The sequence below is a fragment of the Roseivivax sp. GX 12232 genome (genome assembly GCF_021272185.1).
Lineage (GTDB): Bacteria > Pseudomonadota > Alphaproteobacteria > Rhodobacterales > Rhodobacteraceae > Roseivivax.
This window is the reverse complement of record NZ_JAJSEC010000001.1, coordinates 669190-690864: the sequence shown is the minus strand read 5'-3', so window position 1 is coordinate 690864 and position 21675 is coordinate 669190. Positions and strand designations below refer to the sequence as shown.

Annotated in this window: 16 protein-coding genes; 6 read left to right on the top strand and 10 right to left on the bottom strand. The window is 70.5% G+C overall.

Going from position 1 to position 21675, the window contains the following annotated elements:
* Positions 1–335: 335 nt before the first annotated feature.
* From recR to ileS, 4 genes are all read right to left on the bottom strand, one after another.
* Positions 336–932 (bottom strand): recombination mediator RecR, encoded by a 597-nt coding sequence (gene recR / locus LR948_RS03145; RefSeq protein WP_232752464.1) that lies wholly within the window; start codon positions 930–932, stop codon positions 336–338.
* An 11-nt stretch (positions 933–943) separates the two neighbouring features.
* A complete protein-coding gene (locus LR948_RS03140; protein WP_232752463.1) occupies positions 944–1288 on the bottom strand; it encodes a YbaB/EbfC family nucleoid-associated protein in 345 nt (114 codons plus the stop codon).
* 55 nt (positions 1289–1343) lie between these two features.
* Positions 1344–3131 carry a DNA polymerase III subunit gamma/tau gene (locus LR948_RS03135; RefSeq protein WP_370634865.1) on the bottom strand — a complete coding sequence of 596 codons (1788 nt, stop codon included), beginning with the start codon at positions 3129–3131 and terminating at the stop codon, positions 1344–1346.
* A 112-nt stretch (positions 3132–3243) separates the two neighbouring features.
* On the bottom strand, positions 3244–6246 hold the full coding sequence (ileS, locus tag LR948_RS03130; RefSeq protein ID WP_232752461.1) for an isoleucine--tRNA ligase: 3003 nt from the start codon (positions 6244–6246) through the stop codon (positions 3244–3246).
* Positions 6247–6713: 467 nt separating this feature from the next.
* Between ileS and LR948_RS03125 the strand changes: the two genes are divergently transcribed.
* A complete protein-coding gene (locus LR948_RS03125; RefSeq protein ID WP_232752460.1) occupies positions 6714–7016 on the top strand; it encodes a hypothetical protein in 303 nt (100 codons plus the stop codon).
* Positions 7017–7211: 195 nt separating this feature from the next.
* Here the strand turns inward: LR948_RS03125 and LR948_RS03120 are convergent, their stop codons facing one another.
* Both LR948_RS03120 and LR948_RS03115 read right to left on the bottom strand, forming a co-directional pair.
* A complete protein-coding gene (locus tag LR948_RS03120; protein WP_232752459.1) occupies positions 7212–8234 on the bottom strand; it encodes a TIGR01620 family protein in 1023 nt (340 codons plus the stop codon).
* Positions 8231–9637 carry a YcjX family protein gene (locus LR948_RS03115; RefSeq protein ID WP_232752458.1) on the bottom strand — a complete coding sequence of 469 codons (1407 nt, stop codon included), beginning with the start codon at positions 9635–9637 and terminating at the stop codon, positions 8231–8233. Before LR948_RS03115 ends, LR948_RS03120 begins: the two co-directional genes overlap by 4 nt.
* Positions 9638–9797: 160 nt before the next feature.
* Between LR948_RS03115 and truA the strand changes: the two genes are divergently transcribed.
* The 3 genes from truA to LR948_RS03100 all read left to right on the top strand — a co-directional run bounded on the left by truA (position 9798) and on the right by LR948_RS03100 (position 13139).
* The gene (gene truA, locus LR948_RS03110; protein ID WP_232752457.1) at positions 9798–10565 is read left to right on the top strand and encodes a tRNA pseudouridine(38-40) synthase TruA; all 768 of its coding nucleotides are present in this window, start codon (positions 9798–9800) and stop codon (positions 10563–10565) included.
* Positions 10566–10950: 385 nt separating this feature from the next.
* A complete protein-coding gene (locus LR948_RS03105) occupies positions 10951–11616 on the top strand; it encodes an SDR family NAD(P)-dependent oxidoreductase (RefSeq protein ID WP_232752456.1) in 666 nt (221 codons plus the stop codon).
* Positions 11613–13139 carry a cryptochrome/photolyase family protein gene (locus LR948_RS03100; RefSeq protein WP_232752455.1) on the top strand — a complete coding sequence of 509 codons (1527 nt, stop codon included), beginning with the start codon at positions 11613–11615 and terminating at the stop codon, positions 13137–13139. The genes LR948_RS03105 and LR948_RS03100 overlap by 4 nt, the downstream gene beginning before the upstream one ends.
* Positions 13140–13858: 719 nt before the next feature.
* On the opposite strand, the gene LR948_RS03095 is transcribed toward LR948_RS03100, so the two are convergent.
* Positions 13859–15064, bottom strand: a complete 1206-nt coding sequence (locus LR948_RS03095; protein ID WP_232752454.1) for a bifunctional alpha/beta hydrolase/OsmC family protein — start codon at positions 15062–15064, stop codon at positions 13859–13861.
* Positions 15065–15592: 528 nt separating this feature from the next.
* A complete protein-coding gene (locus LR948_RS03090) occupies positions 15593–17080 on the bottom strand; it encodes an MORN repeat-containing protein (protein WP_232752453.1) in 1488 nt (495 codons plus the stop codon).
* A gap of 729 nt (positions 17081–17809) precedes the next feature.
* Here LR948_RS03090 and LR948_RS03085 point away from each other — a divergent pair.
* On the top strand, positions 17810–19471 hold the full coding sequence (locus LR948_RS03085; RefSeq protein ID WP_232752452.1) for an NAD+ synthase: 1662 nt from the start codon (positions 17810–17812) through the stop codon (positions 19469–19471).
* A 95-nt stretch (positions 19472–19566) separates the two neighbouring features.
* Here the strand turns inward: LR948_RS03085 and LR948_RS03080 are convergent, their stop codons facing one another.
* Positions 19567–19932 carry a metallopeptidase family protein gene (locus tag LR948_RS03080; protein ID WP_232752632.1) on the bottom strand — a complete coding sequence of 122 codons (366 nt, stop codon included), beginning with the start codon at positions 19930–19932 and terminating at the stop codon, positions 19567–19569.
* A 129-nt stretch (positions 19933–20061) separates the two neighbouring features.
* On the opposite strand from LR948_RS03080, the gene LR948_RS03075 reads away from it, so the two are divergent.
* On the top strand, positions 20062–20490 hold the full coding sequence (locus LR948_RS03075; RefSeq protein WP_232752451.1) for a DUF1801 domain-containing protein: 429 nt from the start codon (positions 20062–20064) through the stop codon (positions 20488–20490).
* A 625-nt stretch (positions 20491–21115) separates the two neighbouring features.
* Here LR948_RS03075 and thpR read toward each other — a convergent pair.
* Positions 21116–21646, bottom strand: a complete 531-nt coding sequence (gene thpR, locus LR948_RS03070) for an RNA 2',3'-cyclic phosphodiesterase (RefSeq protein ID WP_232752450.1) — start codon at positions 21644–21646, stop codon at positions 21116–21118.
* Positions 21647–21675 lie beyond the last annotated feature (29 nt).

The following is a 21675-nucleotide window of genomic DNA, read 5'->3' as shown; positions in this document are numbered from 1 at the left end:
GGCGCGCGCCCTCTGTTGGGAGAGGGGGCGACGTGGGAGCGTTTTGGGAGGGGGCGAGCGGTCGCGCTTTGTGTTGGGGAGGTGATTGCTGCGCGGGTTCAGGGGGCAACAAGCCGCCGAACGCGGGTTGCGTGACTCAACGGGGCCTTGCCCTTGGGGCCGAGAGCGAAAATCCCAGATCCGTGCAATGTCACTTTGAGAAGTGTGTGTCTAGAAAGCGCGCTGCCTCGCAAGGGACCAACCCTCGGCACCCTCGCTAGACCAACCCGGCCTGCCAGCTCATCACCAACCGACGCAGCCCAAGCCCACCGGCCCAAGCCCAACAGCCCGCAACCCTAAATCCGCTTCCGCGCGTTCAGCGCCGCGGTGATCGTGCCGTCGTCGAGGTAGTCGAGCTCCCCGCCGATCGGCACGCCTTGCGCGAGCGAGGACAGCGCCACGCCCGAGCCCTCGAGCTGGTCGGCGATGTAATGCGCCGTGGTCTGCCCGTCGACGGTGGCGTTGAGCGCCAGGACCACCTCCTCGACACCCTCCTCGGAGACCCGCTCCACGAGCTTCGGGATGCGCAGCTCCTCGGGCCCCACCGCGTCCAGGGCCGAGAGCGTGCCGCCCAGCACGTGGTAGCGCCCCTTGAAGACGCCCGAGCGCTCCATCGCCCAGAGGTCGGCCACATCCTCGACCACGCAGAGGATACCGCTCGCGCGGCGCGGATCGGCGCAGATGCCGCAGACCTCGGTGGTGCCGATATTGCCGCAGCTCAGGCATTCCCGGGCGCTCCGTGCCACCACCTGCATCTGCTCGGCCAGGGGCTGCAGCAGCACCGCGCGCTTGCGGATCAGATGCAACACGGCGCGCCGGGCCGAGCGCGGCCCGAGCCCCGGCAGCTTCGCCATCATCTCGATCAGGGCGTCGATCTCGGAGCGTTCGGCCAAATCCCCGGGCCTCAGAACGGCAGGTTCATGTCCTTGGGCAGGCCCAGGCTCTCGGTCAGCTTGGACATCTCTTCCTGCTGGCGCTCCTGGGCGCGCGCCTGGGCGTCCTTGATCGCCGCCAGGATCAGGTCCTCGACCACTTCCTTGTCGTCGCCGTTGAAGATCGAGGGGTCGATGTCGAGCGACTTCAGGTCGCCCTTGGCGCTGCAGCGCGCCTTCACCAGGCCGGCACCGGCCTCGCCCTCGACCACGATGTTGTGCATCTCTTCCTGCAGCTCGGCCATCTTGCCCTGCATCTCCTGGGCCGCCTTCATCATCTTGCCCATGTCGCCCAGGCCGCCAAGTCCCTTGAACATCTCGTCTCTCCTTTGAATCTCGCCGAGGCCTCCGGGGCCCCGCGCGTCGGTTCCGTCAGTCGTCCTCGAAGGGGTCCCATTCGTCCTCGACCTCGGGCAGCGCCTCGGCCTCGGCCTCCTGGGCCTCTTCCTCGGGAGTGCGCACCTTGAGGATGCGCGCCTTGGGAAAGGCCTCGAGGACCGCCTTCACCATGTCGTGGCCAGCGGCCTCCTGTTCAAGCGCCAGCTCCGCGGCGTGTTCGGTCTCGTAGATCGTCGGCGCCTCGCAGCCGTTGACCAGGGTGACCGCCCAGCGGTTGCCGGTCCAACGGGTGAGCGCCGCGCCGAGCCGCTGCGCCAGGTCCTGGGGCGCATCCTCGGTCGGGGTGAACTCGATCCGGCCGGGCTGATAGGCGGCAAGGCGGATGTATTTCGCGACCTCGACCTGCAGCACCCCGTCGCGATGGGCGCGGATGAGCTCGATCACATGCTCGAAGGTCGGATAGCGCGCCAAGGCCTCCTCGGCGGCCAGCGCGCGGACGGCCGAGCCCGACTGCGCCGAGGGGCCCGAAGGCCCGGCATGGGTGGGGGCGGGCGCGCCCTGGGCACCCTGCTGCGCCGAGGCACCGCCCCGGGCGCCCAGCCCGGCACCGCCGCCACCGCCGCCCGGCGGGCCGGGAGGCGGGCTCTCGGACTGGAGCTTGCGCAGCAGCTCCTCGGGCGAGGGCAGCTCGGCCACATGGGTCAGCCGGATCACCGCCATCTCGGCGCCCATCATGGCGTTGGGCGCGGCGGCCACCTCCTCGAGCGCCTTCAACAGCATCTGCCACATGCGCGTCAGGGGCCGCATGCCGAGCGACTGCGCCAGGCTCTGGCCGCGGGTGCGCTCCTCGGGCGAGATGGTCGGATCCTCGACCGCCTCGGGGGTGATCTTCACCACGGAAATCCAATGGGTGATCTCGGCGAGGTCGCGCAGGATCGCCATGGGATCGGCGCCATCGGCGTATTGCGCCGAGAGTTCCGCCAGGGCGCCCGCCGCATCGCCGCGCATGATGGTCTCGAAGAGGTCGAGCACGCGGGCCCGGTCGGCCAGCCCCAGCATCGCGCGGACCTGCTCGGCGGTGGTCTCGCCGGCGCCATGGCTGATCGCCTGGTCGAGAAGCGAGGTCGCATCCCGCGCCGAGCCCTCGGCCGCCCGCGTGATCAGCGCCAGCGCGTCCTCGGCGATCTGCGCCTCCTCGCGGTCGGCGATGCGGCGCAACAGCCCGATCATCACCTCGGGCTCGATCCGGCGCAGGTCGAAGCGCTGGCAGCGCGAGAGCACCGTGACCGGCACCTTGCGGATCTCGGTGGTGGCAAAGATGAACTTCACATGGGCGGGGGGTTCCTCCAGCGTCTTCAGGAGCGCGTTGAACGCGCTCGTGGAGAGCATGTGAACCTCGTCGATGATGTAGATCTTGTAGCGCGCCGAGGCCGCCCGGTAGTGCACGCTGTCGATGATCTCGCGGACGTCGCCGACGCCGGTGTTCGAGGCCGCGTCCATCTCGAGGACGTCGACATGGCGGCCTTCCATGATCGCCTGGCAATGCTCGCACTGGCCGCAGGGGTCGGTCGTGGGCCCGCCGGAGCCGTCGCTGCCGATGCAGTTCATGCCCTTGGCGATGATCCGCGCGGTGGTGGTCTTCCCGGTGCCGCGGATGCCGGTCATGATGAAGGCCTGGGCGATGCGGTCGGCGGCGAAGGCGTTCTTCAGGGTCCGCACCATGGCGTCCTGGCCGACCAGATCGGCAAAGGTCTCGGGCCGGTATTTCCGAGCGAGGACCTGGTAGGCTTGGGCTGTGGGCGTGTCGCTCATGCGCGGGATGGTCCTGTCTCTCTGCGGACTTGTCCAGTGCTCGGGGCGCGGGCCGCGCCAGAATCTTAGATAAGATTTTGGCGCCCCACAAAGTTATTTAACTTTGTGGGGCGCCGCAGGCTCAGTCGAGCGCGGCGTCGCAACGCGCGCAGACATCGGTATGGGCGTGCTGGCCCACGTCCGGCAGGATCTTCCAGCAGCGCTGGCACTTCTGGCCCTCGGCCTCGGCGAAGACCACCGCGATGCCCGGCACCTCCGCCAGGCGATAGGCGCCCTCGGGGGCGGGATCGGTGGTCAGCGTGATGTCCGAGGTGATGCAGAGCGTCGCGAAGGTCTCGGGGTTGGTCACGACCGCCGCGGCCTCCTCGGTCAGATGCACCACAGGCGCGGCCTCGAGCGAGGCGCCGATCACCTTGTCGCGGCGCTTCTCCTCGAGCGCGCCGGTGACCACGCGGCGCACCGCGCGCACCACCTCGGAGCGTTCGGCCAGCGCGTCGTCGCGCCAGTCGGCCGGGGTCTCGGGCATGTCCTGCAGGTGCACCGAGCTGCCCGCCCCGGGGAAGCGTTCGAGCCAGACCTCCTCCATGGTGAAGACCAGGACCGGCGCGAGCCAGGTGGTCAGCCGCTCGAAGAGCAGGTCCAGGACCGTCAGCGCCGAGCGCCGCACCAGGCTGTCCTCGGGATCGCAGTAAAGCGCGTCCTTGCGGATGTCGAAGTAGAAGGATGACAGGTCGATGGTGGCGAAGTTGAAGATCGCCTGGAAGACCTTCTGGAAGTCATAGGCGTCGTAGCCCTCGCGCACCACGCCGTCGAGCACCGCGAGCTTGTGCAGGATCAGCCGCTCCAGCTCGGGCATATCGGCGGGGGCCACCGCCTGGGCGGGGTCGTAATGCGCGACATTGCCCAAGAGGAACCGCAGCGTGTTGCGCAGCCGGCGGTAGCTGTCGGCCACGCCCTTCAGGATCTCCGGCCCGATGCGTTGGTCGGCGGTGTAGTCCGACTGGCTGACCCAGAGCCGCAGGATGTCGGCGCCGTATTGCTTCACCACCTCCTCGGGGACGATGGTGTTGCCCAGCGACTTGGACATCTTGTTGCCCTTCTCGTCGAGCGTGAAACCATGGGTCAGCACGCCGCGATAGGGGGCCCGGCCGCGGGTGCCGCAGCTTTGCAGGAGCGAGGAGTGGAACCAGCCGCGGTGCTGGTCGGTGCCCTCGAGGTAGAGGTCCGCGATCCCGTCCGCGGCGCCGTCCTCGCGGTCGTCCAGCACGAAGGCATGGGTCGAGCCGCTGTCGAACCAGACGTCGAGGATGTCGAAGACCTGCTCCCAGTCGTTCGGGTCGTAGTCGTTGCCGAGGAAACGCTCCTTGGCGCCTTCCTTGTACCAGGCGTCCGCGCCCTCGGTCTCGAAGGCCTCGAGGATGCGGGCGTTCACGGTCTCGTCGCGCAGGAGGAACCCCGGGTCGGTCGGCCGCGCGCCCTTCTTGGTGAAGCAGGTCAGCGGCACGCCCCAGGCGCGCTGGCGCGAGAGCACCCAGTCGGGCCGCGCCTCCATCATCGCGTGCAGGCGGTTGCGGCCCGAACGCGGCGTCCAGGTCACCTGGTCGATGGCGGTCAGCGCGCGCTTTCGGATCGTGGTGCCGAGCGCGTCCTGCCCGTCGCCCACGTCGCGGTCGATGGCGGCGAACCATTGCGGCGTGTTGCGGTAGATCACCGGCGCCTTGGAGCGCCAGGAATGCGGGTAGGAGTGCTTGATCTTGCCGCGCGCCAAGAGGCCGCCGACCTCGACGAGCTTGTCGATCACCGCCTTGTTGGCGTTCCCCTCCTTGCCGTTCTCCTTGAGGATCCGGGTGCCGCCGAAGAACGGCAGGTCCTCGCGGAAGGAGCCGTCGTCCATCACGTTGTAGGTGATCACCTGGTCGAGCATCCCCAGCCCGCGGTAGAGGTCGTATTCCTCCATCCCGTGCGAGGGCGCGCAATGCACGAAGCCGGTGCCTTCCTCGTCGGTGACGAAATCGGCGGCGCGGAAGTCGCGCAGCCCGTCCCATTCGCCCTCGCCGCCCTCGGCCCCGGCCAGCGGGTGGGCGAGCTTCAGCGCCGCAAGCTGCGCGGGCGTCACGTCGCGGAGGCGGCGCCACTGGCCTTCCTCGAGGCGGGCACGGGTGAAGGTCTGCTCGGCCAGCTTGTCGGCCAGGATGAACCGCTCGCCCACCGAGGCCCAGCATTCCTCGGGCGTGCCGGTGACCTCGTAGAGCCCGTAGGAGAAGTCCTCGCCGAAGACCACGGCCTTGTTCGAGGGGATGGTCCAGGGCGTGGTGGTCCAGATCACCACATTGGCGCCGACGAAGGTCTCGCGCGCCTCGGCGCGGGCCTGCACCACGGCCTCGCGTTCGGCGTCGCTGGCCTCTTCGTCCGAGACGTCGGCCTCGGGCAGGGAGAAGTCCACCACCGGGAATTTCACCCAGATCGTGAAGCTTTCCTTGTCGTGGTATTCGACCTCGGCCTCGGCCAGGGCGGTCTTCTCGATCGGCGACCACATGACCGGCTTGGAGCCCTGGTAGAGCGTGCCGTTCATCAAGAACTTCTGGAACTCGCCGGCGATGATGCGCTCGGCGCGGTAGTCCATGGTCAGATAGGGCCGGTCCCAGGCGCCGGTGACGCCGAGCCGCTTGAACTCGTCGCGCTGCACGTCGATCCAGCCCTCGGCAAACTTGCGGCACTCCTGCCGGAAGTCGACGATGTCGACGGCGTCCTTGTCCATGCCCTTGGCGCGGTACTGCTCCTCGATCTTCCATTCGATCGGCAGGCCGTGGCAGTCCCAGCCGGGGATGTAGCGCGCGTCGCGGCCCATCATCTGCTGCGAGCGCACCACCATGTCCTTCAGCACCTTGTTCAGCGCGTGGCCGATGTGCAGGTGGCCGTTGGCATAGGGCGGGCCGTCGTGCAGCGTGAAGGCCGGGCGGTCCTCGGCCTTGTCGCGCAGGCGGTCGTAGACGCCGATCTCCTCCCAGCGGGCGAGCCAGTCGGGTTCGCGCTTGGGCAGGCCCGCGCGCATCGGGAAATCGGTCTTGGGAAGGCTCAGCGTGTCCTTGTAGTCAGGCGTGTCGGTCACGGTGTCGGCGCACATTTCGGGCGTCCTCGGAAACGGAATTGGGGTGTCACGATGAGGGGCGGCGCGGCGGGGCAGACGCCTTTGTCCCGGCGGACCGTATCAGCACGGCGCCGGGCAGATAATTCGCTGGATGATCGGGATCAGGGTCATCTTGGCCGGGGTTATAGGCGCGGGCGGGGCGATGGTCCAGAGGGCGTGGGGATGGGGGTGTTCCGGCGGAAACCGGCGCGCGGACGGGCGGAAATCCGCCCGCGGGCAGGGGGCCGGGCCCTGCCGCGGTGCGGCGCGGCGGGAACCGGCCGGGGCGCGGGGCGGCTTTCGGCGGGCGCTGGCCCAGCCGGGGCAGGGCGCGAACCCGGCGCTCGGCGTGGCGCGTTTGTGGTCCAGACTGTCCCCGGTGCCCCCGCCGCCGCATCCCCGCTGCGGCGCGCAAGGCCCAGACAAGGGCCCACCGGGGGCGCAGCCAGCGAAAGGAACCAGACATGGCCTATAGCGACCACACGCGCCACGACATGAACCCCTACACCGGGCAGGTGAAGGACCCGATCGCCGCGCCGCGCTCGGGCCGGAGCGCGCTTTCGGGCATCTTCGTGGTGCTCGGGCTGATCGTCGCGCTGATCTTCGGCTTCAGCGTGATCGGCGGCGGCACCGGTCCGGTCGAGACCACCCCGGCGGACGACAGCGCCGCACCGGCGGATGGCGCGGCCCCGGCTCAGGGCGAGGCGGCCCCGACCGCCCCCGCGGCCGAGGAAGGCGCCGCCCCGGCCGGTGACGCCGCGCAGTAAGCGCCTCGGCGGCCTGAGCCACGCGAAGGCCCGTCCCGGAGTGGGGCGGGCCTGTTTGTTCGGGTCGGATAGCGGGCGGCTGCGCGTGGGGCGGGAGGCCGGGCCTGTCTACGGGTAGCCCTTCGCGCCGAACGCCCCGCCATCGGCGCACCGCTTCGGCCAAGCGACCGCCAAAAGGCCGCCGCCGAACCCGCCTCAGGCCCCGCCGGACTTCTTCTCGAACAGCCCCGTCAGGCTGGTCGTCACGATGCGCCGCACCGAGGGGCGGCGCTCGGGCGTGAAGGGCAGGGGGCGGCAGACCTCCATGGCGGCGACGCCCACCCGGGCGGTCAGCGCGCCGTTCACCAGCCCCTCGCCGAAGCGCCGCGACACCCGCGCCAAAAGCCCGCCGCCGAGGATCGGCTCGATCATGTCGTCGCCCACCGCCACCGCGCCGGTGGCTACGAGATGCGAGAAGACCGCCCGCGTCAGCCGCCAGGCCCCGAGCGTGCCCGAGCGGCCGCCGTAGATCTCGGCGATGCGCCGGATCATCCGCAGGTTCGCCGAGAGCGCCGCGGCCACATCGGCGAAGGCCAGGGGCACCAGCGCGGTGACCGCCGCGACCTGCCGGGCGGCCGCCTTGACCTCGGCCTCGGCGCGGGCGTCGAGCGGGGCGAGCAGCTCGCGTTCCCCCAGCGCCAGCAGCGCCTCGGCGTCGAGCACCTCGGCCTGGCGTTCGGCCAGCCGCTCGCGGCCCCAGCGGGCATCCTCGCGGCCCGCATAAAGCGTCATCAGCCCCGAGATCACCTCGCGCGCGCTGTCGAGGTTCTGCCCCGAGCGCGCCGTCTCGGCCTTGCGCTGCAGCCGGTCGAGCCGCGCCAGCCGGGCAAAGGCCGACATCTCCTTCACCGCGATCATCAGGCAGACCAGCAGGAACAGCCCGAAAAGCCCGGTCATCAGCCAGCCGAGGATCGGGTTGGCGGCGATCAGCCCGGTGACGAAGCCCCAGGCCGCGACCGAGAGGACCGAGACCAGGATCGCGCCTGCAAGCCCCCAGAACCAGCGCGCCAGCCGCGAGGTGCGGCGCCCCGCCAGCGCCGCGGCGGCGGCCATGGCCGCGCCTTCGGGCGGGGCGCCGCCCGGGCCGGTCTCGGGCACCGGCGGCGCCTCGGCGGGGCCGGGGGCGGCGGGGCTGCTCTCGTCGAGCTCGATCAGGACGGGGCGTTTGCGCTCGCTCACAGGCGGTCTCCGATCAGGAATTCGGCGGCGCGGTCGAGCCGGATGTGCGGCGGCCCGTCGCCGGGGCGCAGCGACAGGGGTGCGGGCGCGAAGCCCATGCCGCCGTAGTCGCCCGCCAGCCAGTCGCCCGCGCCGCCGTTCAGGAGCGCGCGCGGATCCTCGGGCAGCTCGCCCGGCCAGAGCGCCGCCTCGCGGCCGGTCTCCAGGAGCCGCCCGCGCACGCAGTCGAGCCGTTCGCCCTTGACCTCGCGGCTCTCCTCGACGGTGGCGCGCAGGCTCGCGAGTGCCATGGCGCGGGTCTTGGCACCGGCGAACTCCGCCCGGTCCGAGGCCGCCCGCGTCATCGCCTGCATCAGCCGCGCCAGCCGGTCGTGCTGGCTGTGGTGCAGGTGGTCGGCCTTGGTCGCGGCGAAGAGGATGCGCTCCACCCGCCGCCCGCGCAGAAGCTGGCTCAGGAAGGCATTGGGGCCGGGGCGGAAGGCGGTCAGGATCTCCGCCATGGTGCGGGTCAGATCCTCGAGCGCCTCGGGCCCCTTGTGCACCGCGCCCAGGGCATCGACCAGCACCACCTGCCGGTCGATCCGGGCGAAGTGGTCGCGGAAGAAGGGTTTGACGACGCGGGACTTGTAAGCCTCGTAGCGGCGCTCGAACTCGCGGTAGAGCGAGCGGCGCGGGGCCGAGCCGCCGGGCGGCAGCGGCGCGAAGGTCAGGACCGGCGAGCCCGCGAGATCGCCGGGCAGCAGGAAGCGCCCCGGGGTGCAGTCGGAATAGCCCGCCTCGCGCGCCGCCTGCAGGTAGCGCGTGAAGCGCTGGGCCAGCGCCTGGGCGCGGGCCTCCTCGAGCGGCGCGCCGGGGTCGGTCTCGGAAAGGGCCGCGCGGAAGTCCTCCGCCGTGTCCCGCGCTTCGAGCCGCGCCAGGGTCTCGCGCGACCACTCGGCGTAGCTTTTCTCCAGAAGCGCCAGGTCGAGCAGCCATTCGCCGGGGTAATCCACGATGTCGAGATGCACCGTCCGCGGCCCCTGGAAGCCGCCCAGGAACCCCGTCGGCTTGACCCGCAGCGAGAGCCGCAGCTCCGAGATGGCCCGGGTGCTCTCGGGCCAATGCGGGCTGGCCGAGGTCAGGGCGGCCAGATGCGTCTCGTAGTCGAAGCGCGGCAGCGTGTCGTCGGGCTGGGGCTGCAGGTAGGCCGCGGTGATCCGCCCCTCGGCGGCGGCGGCGAGCTGGCCCATGCGGCCGCGCTCCATCAGGTTGGCGATCAGCGCGGTGATGAAGACCGTCTTGCCCGACCGCGCGAGCCCGGTCACCCCGAGCCGGATCACCGGCTCGAAGAAGGCCCCCGAGACCCGGTCGCCCACGGCCTCGGCGCCGCGCGTCAGCCTGTCTGCCAGCTCGTCGAAAATCAAACCGCCTCCGCGTTCCGCTTGCGCCTGTTTTGCCTTGCCTCGGGGGAAGATAAGCGCTTGCGCGCCGGGCTGCCAGAGCGCCGGGCGGTTGCGGTGGGCCGGGGCTTCGCCCGCGCCGCCCTCTTGCCGCGCGCCCCGGCTTTGGCTAGGCGCAGGTTCCATGCCCCGTTACGCGCTCTTGGTGGAATATGACGGCGCCCCCTTCGCCGGGTGGCAGCGCCAGGCCGATCAGCCCTCGGTGCAGGGCGCGATCGAGGCCGCGCTCGCGCGTCTCGAGCCCGGCCCGCATACGATCGCCGCGGCCGGCCGGACGGATTCGGGCGTGCATGCCCGCGGCCAGGTCGCCCATGCGGATCTGGCCAAGGACTGGACGCCCTTCCGCCTGCAGGAGGCGCTGAACTACCACCTGAAGCCCGCCCCCGTGGCGATCCGCGCCGCCGCGCGGGTGAGCGAGGACTTCCACGCCCGCTTCTCCGCCGGCGAGCGGCGCTATCTCTTCCGGGTGCTGAACCGCCGCGCCCGGGCGGTGCTGGAGGCGGGCCATGTCTGGCAGGTGCAGAAACCCCTCGACCTCGAGGCCATGCGCGCGGGCGCCGCGTATCTGGTCGGCAAGCATGATTTCACCACCTTCCGCTCGACCATGTGCCAGGCGAAAAGCCCGGTGAAGACCCTCGACGCGCTGGAGATCACCGAGCGCGAGACCGAGGCCGGGCGCGAGATCCGCTTCGCCCTGCGCGCGCGCTCCTTCCTGCACAACCAGGTGCGCTCCTTCGTGGGCACGCTGGAGCGCGTGGGCGCCGGCGCCTGGGCACCCGAGGACGTGGCCCGCGCGCTCGCCGCCGCCGACCGCGCCGCCTGCGGGCCGGTCGCGCCGCCGCAGGGGCTTTACCTGATGGGGGTGGGCTACCCGGAGGATCCCTTCGGCTGAGGGGTGGTGCGGTCCGGTTTTTCTGGCGCTGGGTTTGGCGGTTGGTGCTTTTGTCTGACCTTGGAGCCCGTTGAGGGAGCGAGGGGGCTGTCTGCCCCCTCGCGCTCCCCCGAGAGGTATTTGTGGCCCGGTCAAGCCTGGGGGTGGTTGCGTGGGAAGGTGAGGGGGGCGCGCCGGGCCATGCTGTGGCGTTCTTTGGTGAGGGCGAGGGGGCTGTCTGCCCCCTCGCGCTCCCCCGAGAGGTATTTTCAGCCCGGTCAGGCCTGGGTGGGGGTGTGCGGGCTGGTGAGGGCGCGCGACGGGCCATGCGTGGGGCGGCGCGCGCGGGCTGCGGTCGACTGTCGCGGCGCTGGACGCGGGGGAGGGCGCGGCTAGGTCCGGCGGCATGGAACGCGCATTGGTGATAGGCGCCTCGGGCGGCATCGGATCGGCTCTGGCCGCCGAGCTGGAAGAGCGGGGCATGGAGGTGACCGGGCTGTCGCGGTCCCGCGACGGGCTGGACGTGACCGACGAGGCTTCGGTCGCGGCGGCGCTTGGGGCGCTCGAGGGGCCCTACCACCTGGTCTTCTGCGCCACCGGCGCGCTCGAGATCGGCGGCGCGCGGCCCGAGAAGACCATCCGCGAGCTCGACCCCGAGGCGGCGCTGGCGCAGTTCCGGCTGAACGCGCTGGGCCCGGCGCTGGTCCTGAAACACGCCCTGCCGTTGGTGCCCCGGCGCGAGCGCGCGGTCATGGCGGTGCTCTCGGCGCGGGTCGGCTCGATCGGCGACAACCAGATCGGCGGCTGGTATTCCTACCGCACCGCCAAGGCGGCGGTGAACCAGCTCGTGCATGGCGCGGCGGTGGAGTTCGCCCGTTCGCACCGGCACCTGGCCTGCGTGACGCTGCATCCCGGCACCGTGGCCACGGCCTTCACCGAGAAATACGCCGACAAGCACCCGACCGTGAGCCCCGGCGAGGCCGCGACGCGGCTGGCCGACGTGCTGGAACAGCTCGAGCCCACGCATACCGGCGGCTTCTACGACTACGCCTTCTCGGAGATCCCCTGGTGAGCCGGCTGGTCCTGGTCCTGGGCGATCAGCTCTCCGAGGGGCTCTCGGCGCTGCGCGCGGCCGACCCCGAGCGCGACGTGGTGGTCATGGCCGAGGTCGCCGAGGAGGCGGGCTATGTCGCCCATCACCCCAAGAAGATCGCGCTGATCTTCGCCGCCATGCGCAAGTTCGCGGCGCGGCTGCGCGACGCGGGCTGGGAGCTGCGCTACACCGCGCTCGACGACACCGAGAACAGCGGCTCGATCCCGGGCGAGCTCTTGCGCCGGGCCGAGGAGCTGGGCGCCAGCGAGGTGATCGCCACCCAGCCCGGTGAGTTCCGCCTGATCGCCGCGCTCGACGAGATGGGGCTGAAGGTCACCCAGCTGACCGACGACCGCTTCCTCACCGATCTCGACTGGTTCGAGGATTGGGCGCGGGGCCGCAAGAGCCTCCGAATGGAGTATTTCTACCGCGAGATGCGCAAATCCACGGGCTACCTCATGGAGGAGGGCAAGCCCGCGGGCGGCCAGTGGAACTTCGACCACGACAACCGCAAGCCCGCCCCGGGCGAGATCGCGGCCTCGGGGCCGATGCGCTTTACCCCCGACGAGACGGTCGAGGAGGTGCTGGACCTCGTCGAGCGCCGCTTCGGCAACAGCTTCGGCGAGACCCGGCCTTTTTGGTTCGCCACCGACCAGGGCGAGGCGCGCCGGGCGCTGACGCATTTCGTCAAGACCGCCCTGCCGCGCTTCGGCGACTACCAGGACGCCATGATGGGGGAGGAGCGCTTTCTCTATCACGGGGTGATCTCGGGCTACATGAACATCGGGCTCCTCGACCCGCGCGAGGTCTGCGACGCGGTCGAGGCGGCCTGGCGCGCAGGCGATGTGCCGATCAATGCCGCCGAGGGCTTCATCCGCCAGGTGATCGGCTGGCGCGAATACATGCGGGCGATCTATTTCCGCGAGGGCCCGGAGTATCCCCGGCGCAATTGGCTGAACCACCAGCGCGGGTTGCCGCCGCTTTACTGGGGGGCGGAGACCCGGATGCGGTGTCTTGCGAAGGCCGTGGAACAGACCCGCGAGGAGGCCTATGCCCATCACATCCAGCGGCTCATGGTCACCGGCAACTTCGCGCTTCTGGCGGGCATCGACCCGGCCGAGGTCGAGGAGTGGTACATGCGGGTCTATTTCGACGCCTTCGAATGGGTGACCGCGCCCAATACCGTGGGCATGAGCCAGTTCGCAGACGGCGGGGTGATCGCCTCGAAGCCCTATGTCTCCTCGGGCAGCTATATCGACCGGATGTCGGATTACTGCGGCGACTGCGCCTACAGCGTGAAGACCAAGACCGGCGAGGGGGCCTGCCCGTTCAACCTCCTTTACTGGCATTTCATGGACCGCCACCGGGAGCGATTCGCGAAGAACCCGCGGATGGCGCAGATGTATGCGACCTGGGACCGGATGGGCGCGGAGAAGCAGGAGACGATCCGGAACGAGGCGGAGGATTTTTTGCGGCGGTTGTCGGATGGGGAGGTGGTTTGAGGGTGGGGATGCTCTAGGCAGTTGGCTGGGGCTGTTTGTTAGGGCTTGGAGTGAAACCCGGTGGACCGTCGCTGACGTTCGGGCCACGCCGCTTCAGAGCCTTCAGAGCCTTCAGAGCCTTCAGAGCCTTCAGAGCCTTCAGAGCAACTTACGCCCGCAGCCCAAGCGCTCTTTTTGAACCCTGGGCGCTGCCAAGAACCCCCAGTTCGTCTATGCGTCAGTTCGAAGGGCTGCGCCTCCAGCCAGCGCCCCTTGCGCCCGAATAGCACCGAAGGTGCCGGGCGCGCGCCGGACCGGCCCGATGGGCCGGCGCTCCTTGGGGTGGCGCGCATAGCTCACATTGAGCCCTGACCTTGTTGGGATAAAGCGCGCAGCTCAGAGGGCGGAAGCGCCGGCCCCCGGTCCGGCGCGCGCCCTCTGGTGGGCTTGGTGAGAGGGGGGGGTGATGGAGGGCGTCGGCAGCGCAACAGCGCCTGGCGTGCAGGGGCGCTGGGCCGAATTGGGCGCAAGGAGGGACCGGGCGCTGCGAACCGTTGAACTCGCCGCAGGCAGACTCCGCGTCCAACACGCCCCTCACCCGTGGGCGCCGATCTGCGCGGAGCGAACCATTAAGCCCGACGCACGCAGGCTTCGCGCGCAACAGGCCCCTCACCCCGGGCGCCGATCCAGGCGGAGCGCCGCGTGGAGCCTGCCGCGTAAGCTCCGCGCCCAACACGCCCTCACCCCAACGCCGTCACCACCTTCGCGCCGGGCTCCAGCGTCCGGTGCACCGGGCATTTGTCGGCGATCTCCAGGAGCCGCGCCCGCGTCTCCTCGTCGAGATCCCCTTCGAGTCGCAGCACGCGGTGGAAGACATCCACCTTGGCACCCCCCGAGGCGGCGTCCTCGGCGTGGCGCTTGTCGTGGCAGACGTCGACCTCGACATGGGTCAGCGGCAGCCCCTTGCGGCGCGCGTAGAGCCGGAGCGTCATCGCCGTGCAGGCGCCGAGCGCCGCGCACAACAGGTTGTAGGGCGTCATCCCCTGGTCGCTGCCGCCCACCGCTTCCGGCTCGTCGGCGGTGATGTGATGCGGCCCGGCGACCACGTCCTGCAGGAAGCCCGCGGCGTCGTTCTCGGTCACGCGCACCACGCCCTCGGGCGCTTCGGGGCGGGCGGGCGGCGCGGGCAGATCGAGGTAGCGCCGGGCCCAGGCGGTGATCACCGAGGCCGCGTATTCGGCGTCTTCGGGGCGGCTGACCAGGTGGTCCGCCTCGTCGAGCGTGACGAAGCTTTTCGGATGCTTGGCGTGGGAGAAGATCGCCGTGGCGTTCTCGATCCCGACCGTGGCGTCGCGCGGGGCGTGCAGGACCAGGAGCGCGCGTTTCAGCCCGGCGATGGCAGGGGCGAGCCGGGCCTCTGAGACATCCTCGACGAAGCCCTGGCCGATGCGGAAGGGCCGCCCGGCCAGCGAGACCTCGGCGACGCCCTCGCGGGCGATCTGTGGCAGGGCGGCGGCGAAGTTATGGGTGACATGACCGGGGTCGCAGGGCGCGCCGATGGTGGCCACCGCCCGGGCCGAGGGGATCTGGCCCGCGGCCTTCAGCACCGCCGCGCCGCCGAGCGAATGGCCGATCAGCAGCGCAGGCGCGAGGTCGCGGGCGGCCAGGGCCTCGGCGGCGGCCACGAGGTCATCCACGTTCGAGGTGAAGGAGGTGTTCTCGAACTCGCCGCCGGAATGGCCGAGGCCGGTGAAGTCGAAGCGCAGGACCGCGAAGCCCTCGGCGGCGAGCTGCCCCGCGATGCGGCGGGCGGCGGCGATGTCCTTGCCGCAGGTGAAGCAATGGGCAAAGAGCGCGGCGGCGCGGGGTGGCCCTGCCGGCAGGTCGAGCCGGCCCGCGAGAAGGTCGCCATTGGCGCCGGGGAAGGTGAGTTTCTCGGTCGGCATGGCGGTCTCCTTTGGGGCGGTGCGGTGGTGAGGCGTTCCGAGGTAGCCTGCGAGGAGATCTAGGCAGAGCGCGGGGGGCGATTGGGGAAGATTACCCGGGTTTCACGCCATTCTGATCTGGGTTTCGGCGGGTGACGCCTTCTGCGTCGGAGTTGCGCGCTGCGCCAACCGCTCTCGCAACCTGCGCCCGGACCGCGCCGCAGGCGCAGGGCGCGCGCCGGACCGGCCCCTTGGGCCGGCGCTCTTGTGAGTGGCGTGCTTAGCTATCCCCTAGCCCTGACCTTGTTGGGATAAAGCGCGCTGCTCGGAGGTCAGTAGCGCCGGCCCCCGTTCCGCCGCGCGCCCTGCGCCTGCTCTGGGGGCGGGGGCTTTCTAGGTGTGGGGTGGATCTATGCCCAGGGGGCGGGGATGGTTTCCCAAGGGTTGGGCGGGGGTGCAGAGTCCCACCTTTTCGGGGGCTGCATCCTCTGGGGACCGCATCCTTTTGGGGCTGCCTCGCTCGAGCCGTCACCCGCCCCGCCTAGACCCTCAGTTGCCTTCGCCCGCTTCGCCGTCCTCGCCGTCCGCGCCGTCCTCGCCGTCACCCGCCTCCGAGGCCCCGCTCGCCTCCGCGGTGCCGCCGGTCAGGGCGCCGTTGACCCAGTCGCCGCTGGCTTCCTCGCCGGTGGCGTAGCGCATGGTGCCCTCGCCCTGGCGCTTGCCCTCGACGAAGGTGCCCTCGTAGACATCGCCGTTGGCATAGGTCGCCACGCCCTCGCCGGAGATCGCGCCATTGTCCCAGTCGCCCTCGTAGCTGAAGCCGTCGGGCATCTCGATCCGGCCCTCTCCGTGACGCTCGCCGTCCTGGAAGCCGCCGGTGTAGACCGTGCCGTCGGGATAGGTGGCGGTGCCCTGGCCTTCGCGTTCGCCCTCGACCCAGGCGCCCTCGTAGCGGTAGCCGTCGGGGTAGGTCATCACGCCCTGGCCGTGGTTCTTGGCGTTCACGAAGCCGCCTTCGTAGACCAGCCCGTTGGCGTATTCGGCGCGGCCCTGGCCTTCGATCACGCCTTCGACCCAGTCGCCCTCGTAGGTCGAGCCGTCGGGATAGGTGATCTTGCCGCGGCCATTGGCGAGATCGCCCGCGAATTCACCCTCGTAGACCGAGCCGTCGGGATAGCTCACCCGGCCCTGGCCCTCGATCTCGCCGCCGACCCATTGGCCGGTGTAGACATAGCCGTCCTGGCCCCGGAAGGTGCCCTCACCCTCGCGCTGGTCGGCGACGAAGGCGCCTTCGTAGACATCGCCGTTGGCATAGGTGACCTTGCCCTGGCCCTCGCGGCGGCCGGCCACGAGTTCGCCCTCGTAGACATCGCCGTTGGGCTGGGTGAGCGTGCCGGTGCCGTCGATCTGGCCGTCGTCCCACATGCCTTCGTAGATCAGCCCGTCGGGCATGGTCAGCTTGCCCTCGCCGTCGCGCTGGCCGGCCGAGACCCGGCCCTCGTAAACCGAGCCGTCGGGGTAGGTGATCGTGCCGTTGCCTTCCTTCTGGCCGTTCACCCAGTCGCCCTCGTAGGTGTAGCCGCCGGGCGAGGTCATGGTGCCGCGCCCGTGGTGCAGGGCGTTGCGGAAGGAGCCCTCGTAGCGCACGCCGTTGGCATAGACGGCGATGCCCTTGCCGGTGATCTTGCCGTCGACCCAGGTGCCCTCGTAGGTGCCGCCGTCGGCGAAGATGATCCGGCCCACGCCGTCCGGTTTGCCGGCCTCGAACTCGCCTTCGTAGACCGAGCCGTTGGGAAAGCGCGCCTCGCCCTGGCCGCGGATCTCGCCCGCGACCCATTCGCCGGTGTATTCGTAGCCATTGGGCAGGCGGTAGGTGCCGGTGCCGTGCTGGAGGCCGTCCTGGAAGGTGCCCTCGTAGACGCCGCCGTCGTCGTATTGCTTGGTGATGACCTCGCCGTCCTGGGCGAGCCCCGCCCCGGCTGCGGCGAAGAGCGCGGCCAGGAGCGCCGCGCGCGAAAGTCCCTTGTGGAATGCCATGTCTGCTCTGCCCCGCCCAGATTGGCCGCGTGCTGCGGGCTTGTGTCGAAACTAGTGAAGGCGGGGGGCTGACACAACGGCTTTCCCGGAGAGGGGGAGGGGGGCGGTTGGGTGGCAGGGGGGAGGTGTCTTGGGATTTCGGGTGGTGGGCCTTGGTGCCACTCACCGCCAAATGGGCCCGAACACCCAAACGCCACTCATTTTGGCGCCCCAGCCGTCGCAGACCCACTTCTTGCGCCCGAACAGCATCGGAGATGCCGGACACTTGTTGGCCCCCGACCTTGGAGAGCGTTGCGCCTTCTTGCGCCCGAATAGCATCGAAGATGCCGGGCGCGCGCCGGACCGGCCCCTTGGGCCGGCGCTCTTGTGAGTGGTGTGCGCCGATCATCGCTAGCCCTGACCTTGCGTGGATTAAGCGCGCAGTTCGGAGGGCGGTAGCGCCGGCCCCCGGTCCGGCGCGCGCCCTCTGGTGGGCTTGGTTGTGCTGTGGTTCCGGGCGCCTGGGAGCGGCCGCGCGAGCTCTCCAAGCGTCAACACGGGATGCCGTCCGTACAATCACCGTCGTCCTTCAGATCAACCGTCATCCGCCATCCGGTCGTCCACACATCCACCAAGCCACCCGCGACCACCCAACCACCCCGCCGCCCAACCACCCAACACCCCCACCCACACTTCCCCTCGCGTGGCGTTCTGCTATGTGGGCGGCAAACCACTGCAAGGTGACGGATCATGCCCGATAAGTTCCGGCTGACGCTGGCGCAACTGAACCCGACCCTCGGAGACCTCTCCGGCAACCGCGCCAAGGCGCGCGACGCCTGGGAGGCGGGCCGCGCGGCGGGGGCCGACCTCGTGGCGCTGCCCGAGATGTTCATCACCGGCTACCAGACCCAGGACCTGATCCAGAAGCCCGCCTTCCACGCCGCCGCCATCGAGGAGGTCCGCGCGCTCGCCCGCGACTGCGCCGAGGGCCCGGCGCTGGCCATCGGCGCGCCCTGGCTCGAGGGCGCCGAGCTCTTCAACGGCTACCTGATCCTGCAGGGCGGCGAGGTGCGCACCGCGGTCCTCAAGCACCACCTGCCGAACTACGCGGTCTTCGACGAGGTGCGGCTCTACACGCCGGGGCCGATGGGCGGGCCCTACGCGGTGGGCAACACCCGGATCGGCAGCCCGATCTGCGAGGACGCCTGGTTCGAGGACGTGGCCGAGACCCACCAGGAGACCGGCGCGGAGTTCCTGCTGGTGCCCAACGGCTCGCCCTACCACCGCGAGAAACACGACGAACGGCTGAACCACATGGTCGCGCGCAGCGTCGAGACCGGCTTGCCGCTGATCTATCTCAACATGGTCGGCGGCCAGGACGACCAGGTCTTCGACGGCGGCTCCTTCGTCTTGAACCCCGGCGGGCAGCTCGCCTGCCGGCTGCCGGTCTTCGACGAGACCGTGACGCATGTGGACCTGACCCGCACCGAGGCCGGCTGGCGCGCCGAGCCCGGCCCGATCGCCGCCCAGCCCGACACCTGGGAACAGGACTACCGCGCCATGGTCGAGGCGCTGCGCGACTACCTCGGCAAGTCGGGCTTCTCCAAGGTGCTGCTGGGGCTCTCGGGCGGGGTCGATTCGGCGCTGGTCGCGGTGATCGCCGCCGATGCCATCGGGCCCGAGAACGTGCGCTGCGTGATGCTGCCCTCGGAGTATACCTCGGAGCATTCGCTCGAGGACGCCAAGGCGGTGGCCGGCAACCTCGGGTCGCCTTACGACTTCGTGCCGATCGCCAAAGGCCGCGACGCGATCACCGAGACGCTGGCGCCGCTCTTCGAGGGCCGCGCGCCGGATGTCACCGAGGAGAACCTGCAGTCGCGGCTGCGCGGGCTCCTGCTCATGGCGCTGTCGAACAAGTTCGGAGAGATGCTCCTGACCACCGGCAACAAGTCCGAGGTCGCGGTGGGCTATGCCACGATCTACGGCGACATGGCGGGCGGCTACAATCCGATCAAGGATCTCTACAAGACCCGCGTCTTCGAGACCTGCCGCTGGCGCAACGCCAATCACCGCAGCTGGATGAAGGGCCCCGAGGGGCTGGTGATCCCCGAGCGGGTGATCTCCAAACCGCCCTCGGCGGAGCTGGCCGCCGATCAGAAGGACAGCGATTCGCTGCCCGAATACGAGGTGCTGGACGGCATCCTCGAGGTGCTGATCGAACAGGACGGCTCGATCGACGACTGCGTGGCGGCGGGCTTCGACCGCGCCGACGCGGTGCGGGTGGAGCACCTGCTCTATCTCTCGGAATACAAGCGCTTCCAGTCGGCGCCGGGGGTGCGGCTGACGCCCAAGGCCTTCTGGCTCGACCGGCGCTACCCGGTGGTGAACCGCTGGCGCGACGGGCGGCGGTAGGCGGGGCGCGCGGGGCTTGTCCGCCTCCGGGCCGCGGCTTCGGGGCGCGGGCGAGCCAGGCCGCGGGTTCGGGGCGCGGGCGAGCTAGGCCGCGCTCATTCCCACCAGCGGTCGATCGTGGCGATGTCCTCGTCGGACCAGCCGAAGTGATGCGCCAGCTCGTGCACGGTGACATGGGCCACGAGGTCCTCGATCTCGACATCGCCGCGGTCGCGCCATTCGGCCAGGATCGGCTCGCGGTAAAGCCAGATCGTGTCCGGCCAGGGGGCCGGGTCGGCGACGCTTTTCTCGGTCATCGGGATGCCGTCGTAGAGGCCGGTGAGCTCGATCGGGTCGGGGATCTCCAGCTCGCGCAGGATCTCCGCGTCGGGCCAGTCCTCGACGCGCAGGACGATCTCGGCCGCCCCGCGCGCGAAGGCCGGGGGCAGGGCGGCGATCGCCCGCCGCGCCATCTCTTCCATCTCTTCGAGGCTGACCTCGGGCACCTGTCTCTCCCGTCTCGCGTCTGACGTCCCGCGAATGTGGGGCGGGGCGGACGCGATGACCAGAGGCGCTTGGGCAAAGGCCGCGATTCGGGGCAGGCTGGGGGCATGGCAGAGTTGAAGACCCGCCCGACCGGCGCCTCGGTGCCCGCGTTCCTCGAATGTGTGACGCCCCAGCGGCGGCGCGCCGAGGGCGTGGCGCTCGACGCGATCTTCCGCGCCGCGACCGGCTGGGAGCCGGTCCTCTGGGGCGAGAGCATCGTCGGTTACGGCAGCTACGATTACACCTATGCCTCGGGGCGCTCGGGGCATTTCCTGGCGACCGGCTTCTCGCCGCGGGCCTCGGCGCTGTCGATCTACATCCTGCCGGGCTACGCCGATTTCGGCCCGCTGCTCGCGCGCCTCGGGCCGCATCGCACCGGGCGGTCCTGTCTCTACGTGACCCGGCTCGAGCGGATCGACACCGGGGTGCTGGGCGAGCTGATCCGCGCCGGGCTCGAGGATTTGGCGCGGCATTGGCCGGTGCGGGGGAGTTGAGGGGGCTTTGGGGGCTCGGTGTGATGGTCGGCGCTTTGGTGAGAGGTGCGGGGCTACGGTTAGACGGTCGCGGCTTGGGCAGCAACGGTGCGTTCCTTAAGACGGTGGCGACCTTCCTCCACCGCCGAAAACCCCACCACCGATAACTTCGCGCCCCAATCACCGCCCGCGCCCCCCTTGCGCCCGAATAGCACCGAAGGTGCCGGGCGCGCGCCGGACCGGCCCGATGGGCCGGCGCTTCTTGGGATGGCGTGCACAGCTTATCGCTTGCCCTGACCTTGCCGCGATAAAGCGCATAGCTCGCAGGGCAGCAGCGCCGTCCCCCGGTCCGGCGCGCGCCCTCTGGCGGAGCGTGTCGAGAGGGTGGCATGGCGCCAACTCTGCCCAGTGCTCATTGCACAAGCCGACACCTCAATTCCCCGCGCCCCCCTTGCGCCCGAATAGCACCGAAGGTGCCGGGCGCGCGCCGGACCGGCCCCTTGGGCCGGCGCTTCTTGGGGTGGCGTGCATAGCTCATTGCGAGCCCTGACCTTGCGTGGATAAAGCGCCTCGCTCCGAGGTCGGCAGCGCCGGCCCCCGGTCCGGCGCGCGCCCTCCGTCGACGTCGCGCGCAACGCCCGCCCCCTCAGCTCAGCGGGAACTCCGCCAGCGGCTCGTAGACCGGGCCGTCCTTGGTCAGGATCGACTCGTAGAGCACCACCTCCTCGGCGGGGATCTCCTCGACCGCCATGCGGCTCTCCACCCCGAGGAAGCGCGCGAGCTTGCCCTCTTCCTCGGGCGTCAGCCGCTCGGGCAGGCGGGCGAAGGTGACATGCGGGCGGAAACGGCGGCGCTCGAGCACCAGCCCCGCGCCGACGAGCCGCGACTTCACCCGCGCCTGCAGGTCGCGCAGGGCGGCACCGCCCTCGGCCTCCATGGCCAGCGCGGTGCCGAAGCTCGCGATGCCGGAAAGCCGGAACTGGAAGCGCGGCGGGCTCAGGGTTTCGAGCGCATCGGCGGCCTCGCGCAGGAGCGCCTCCTCGACCTCGCCCAGGAAGGCCAGCGTCAGATGCAGGGACTCCGAGGGCAGCGCGCGGCCGAAGCCCAGCCGTTCGCCCATGGCCTCCAGCACCTCGGCATCCGAGGGCGGCAGGGGCAGGGCGAGAAAGGCGCGCATGGGAAACCTCGCAAAACCGGGCAGCATCA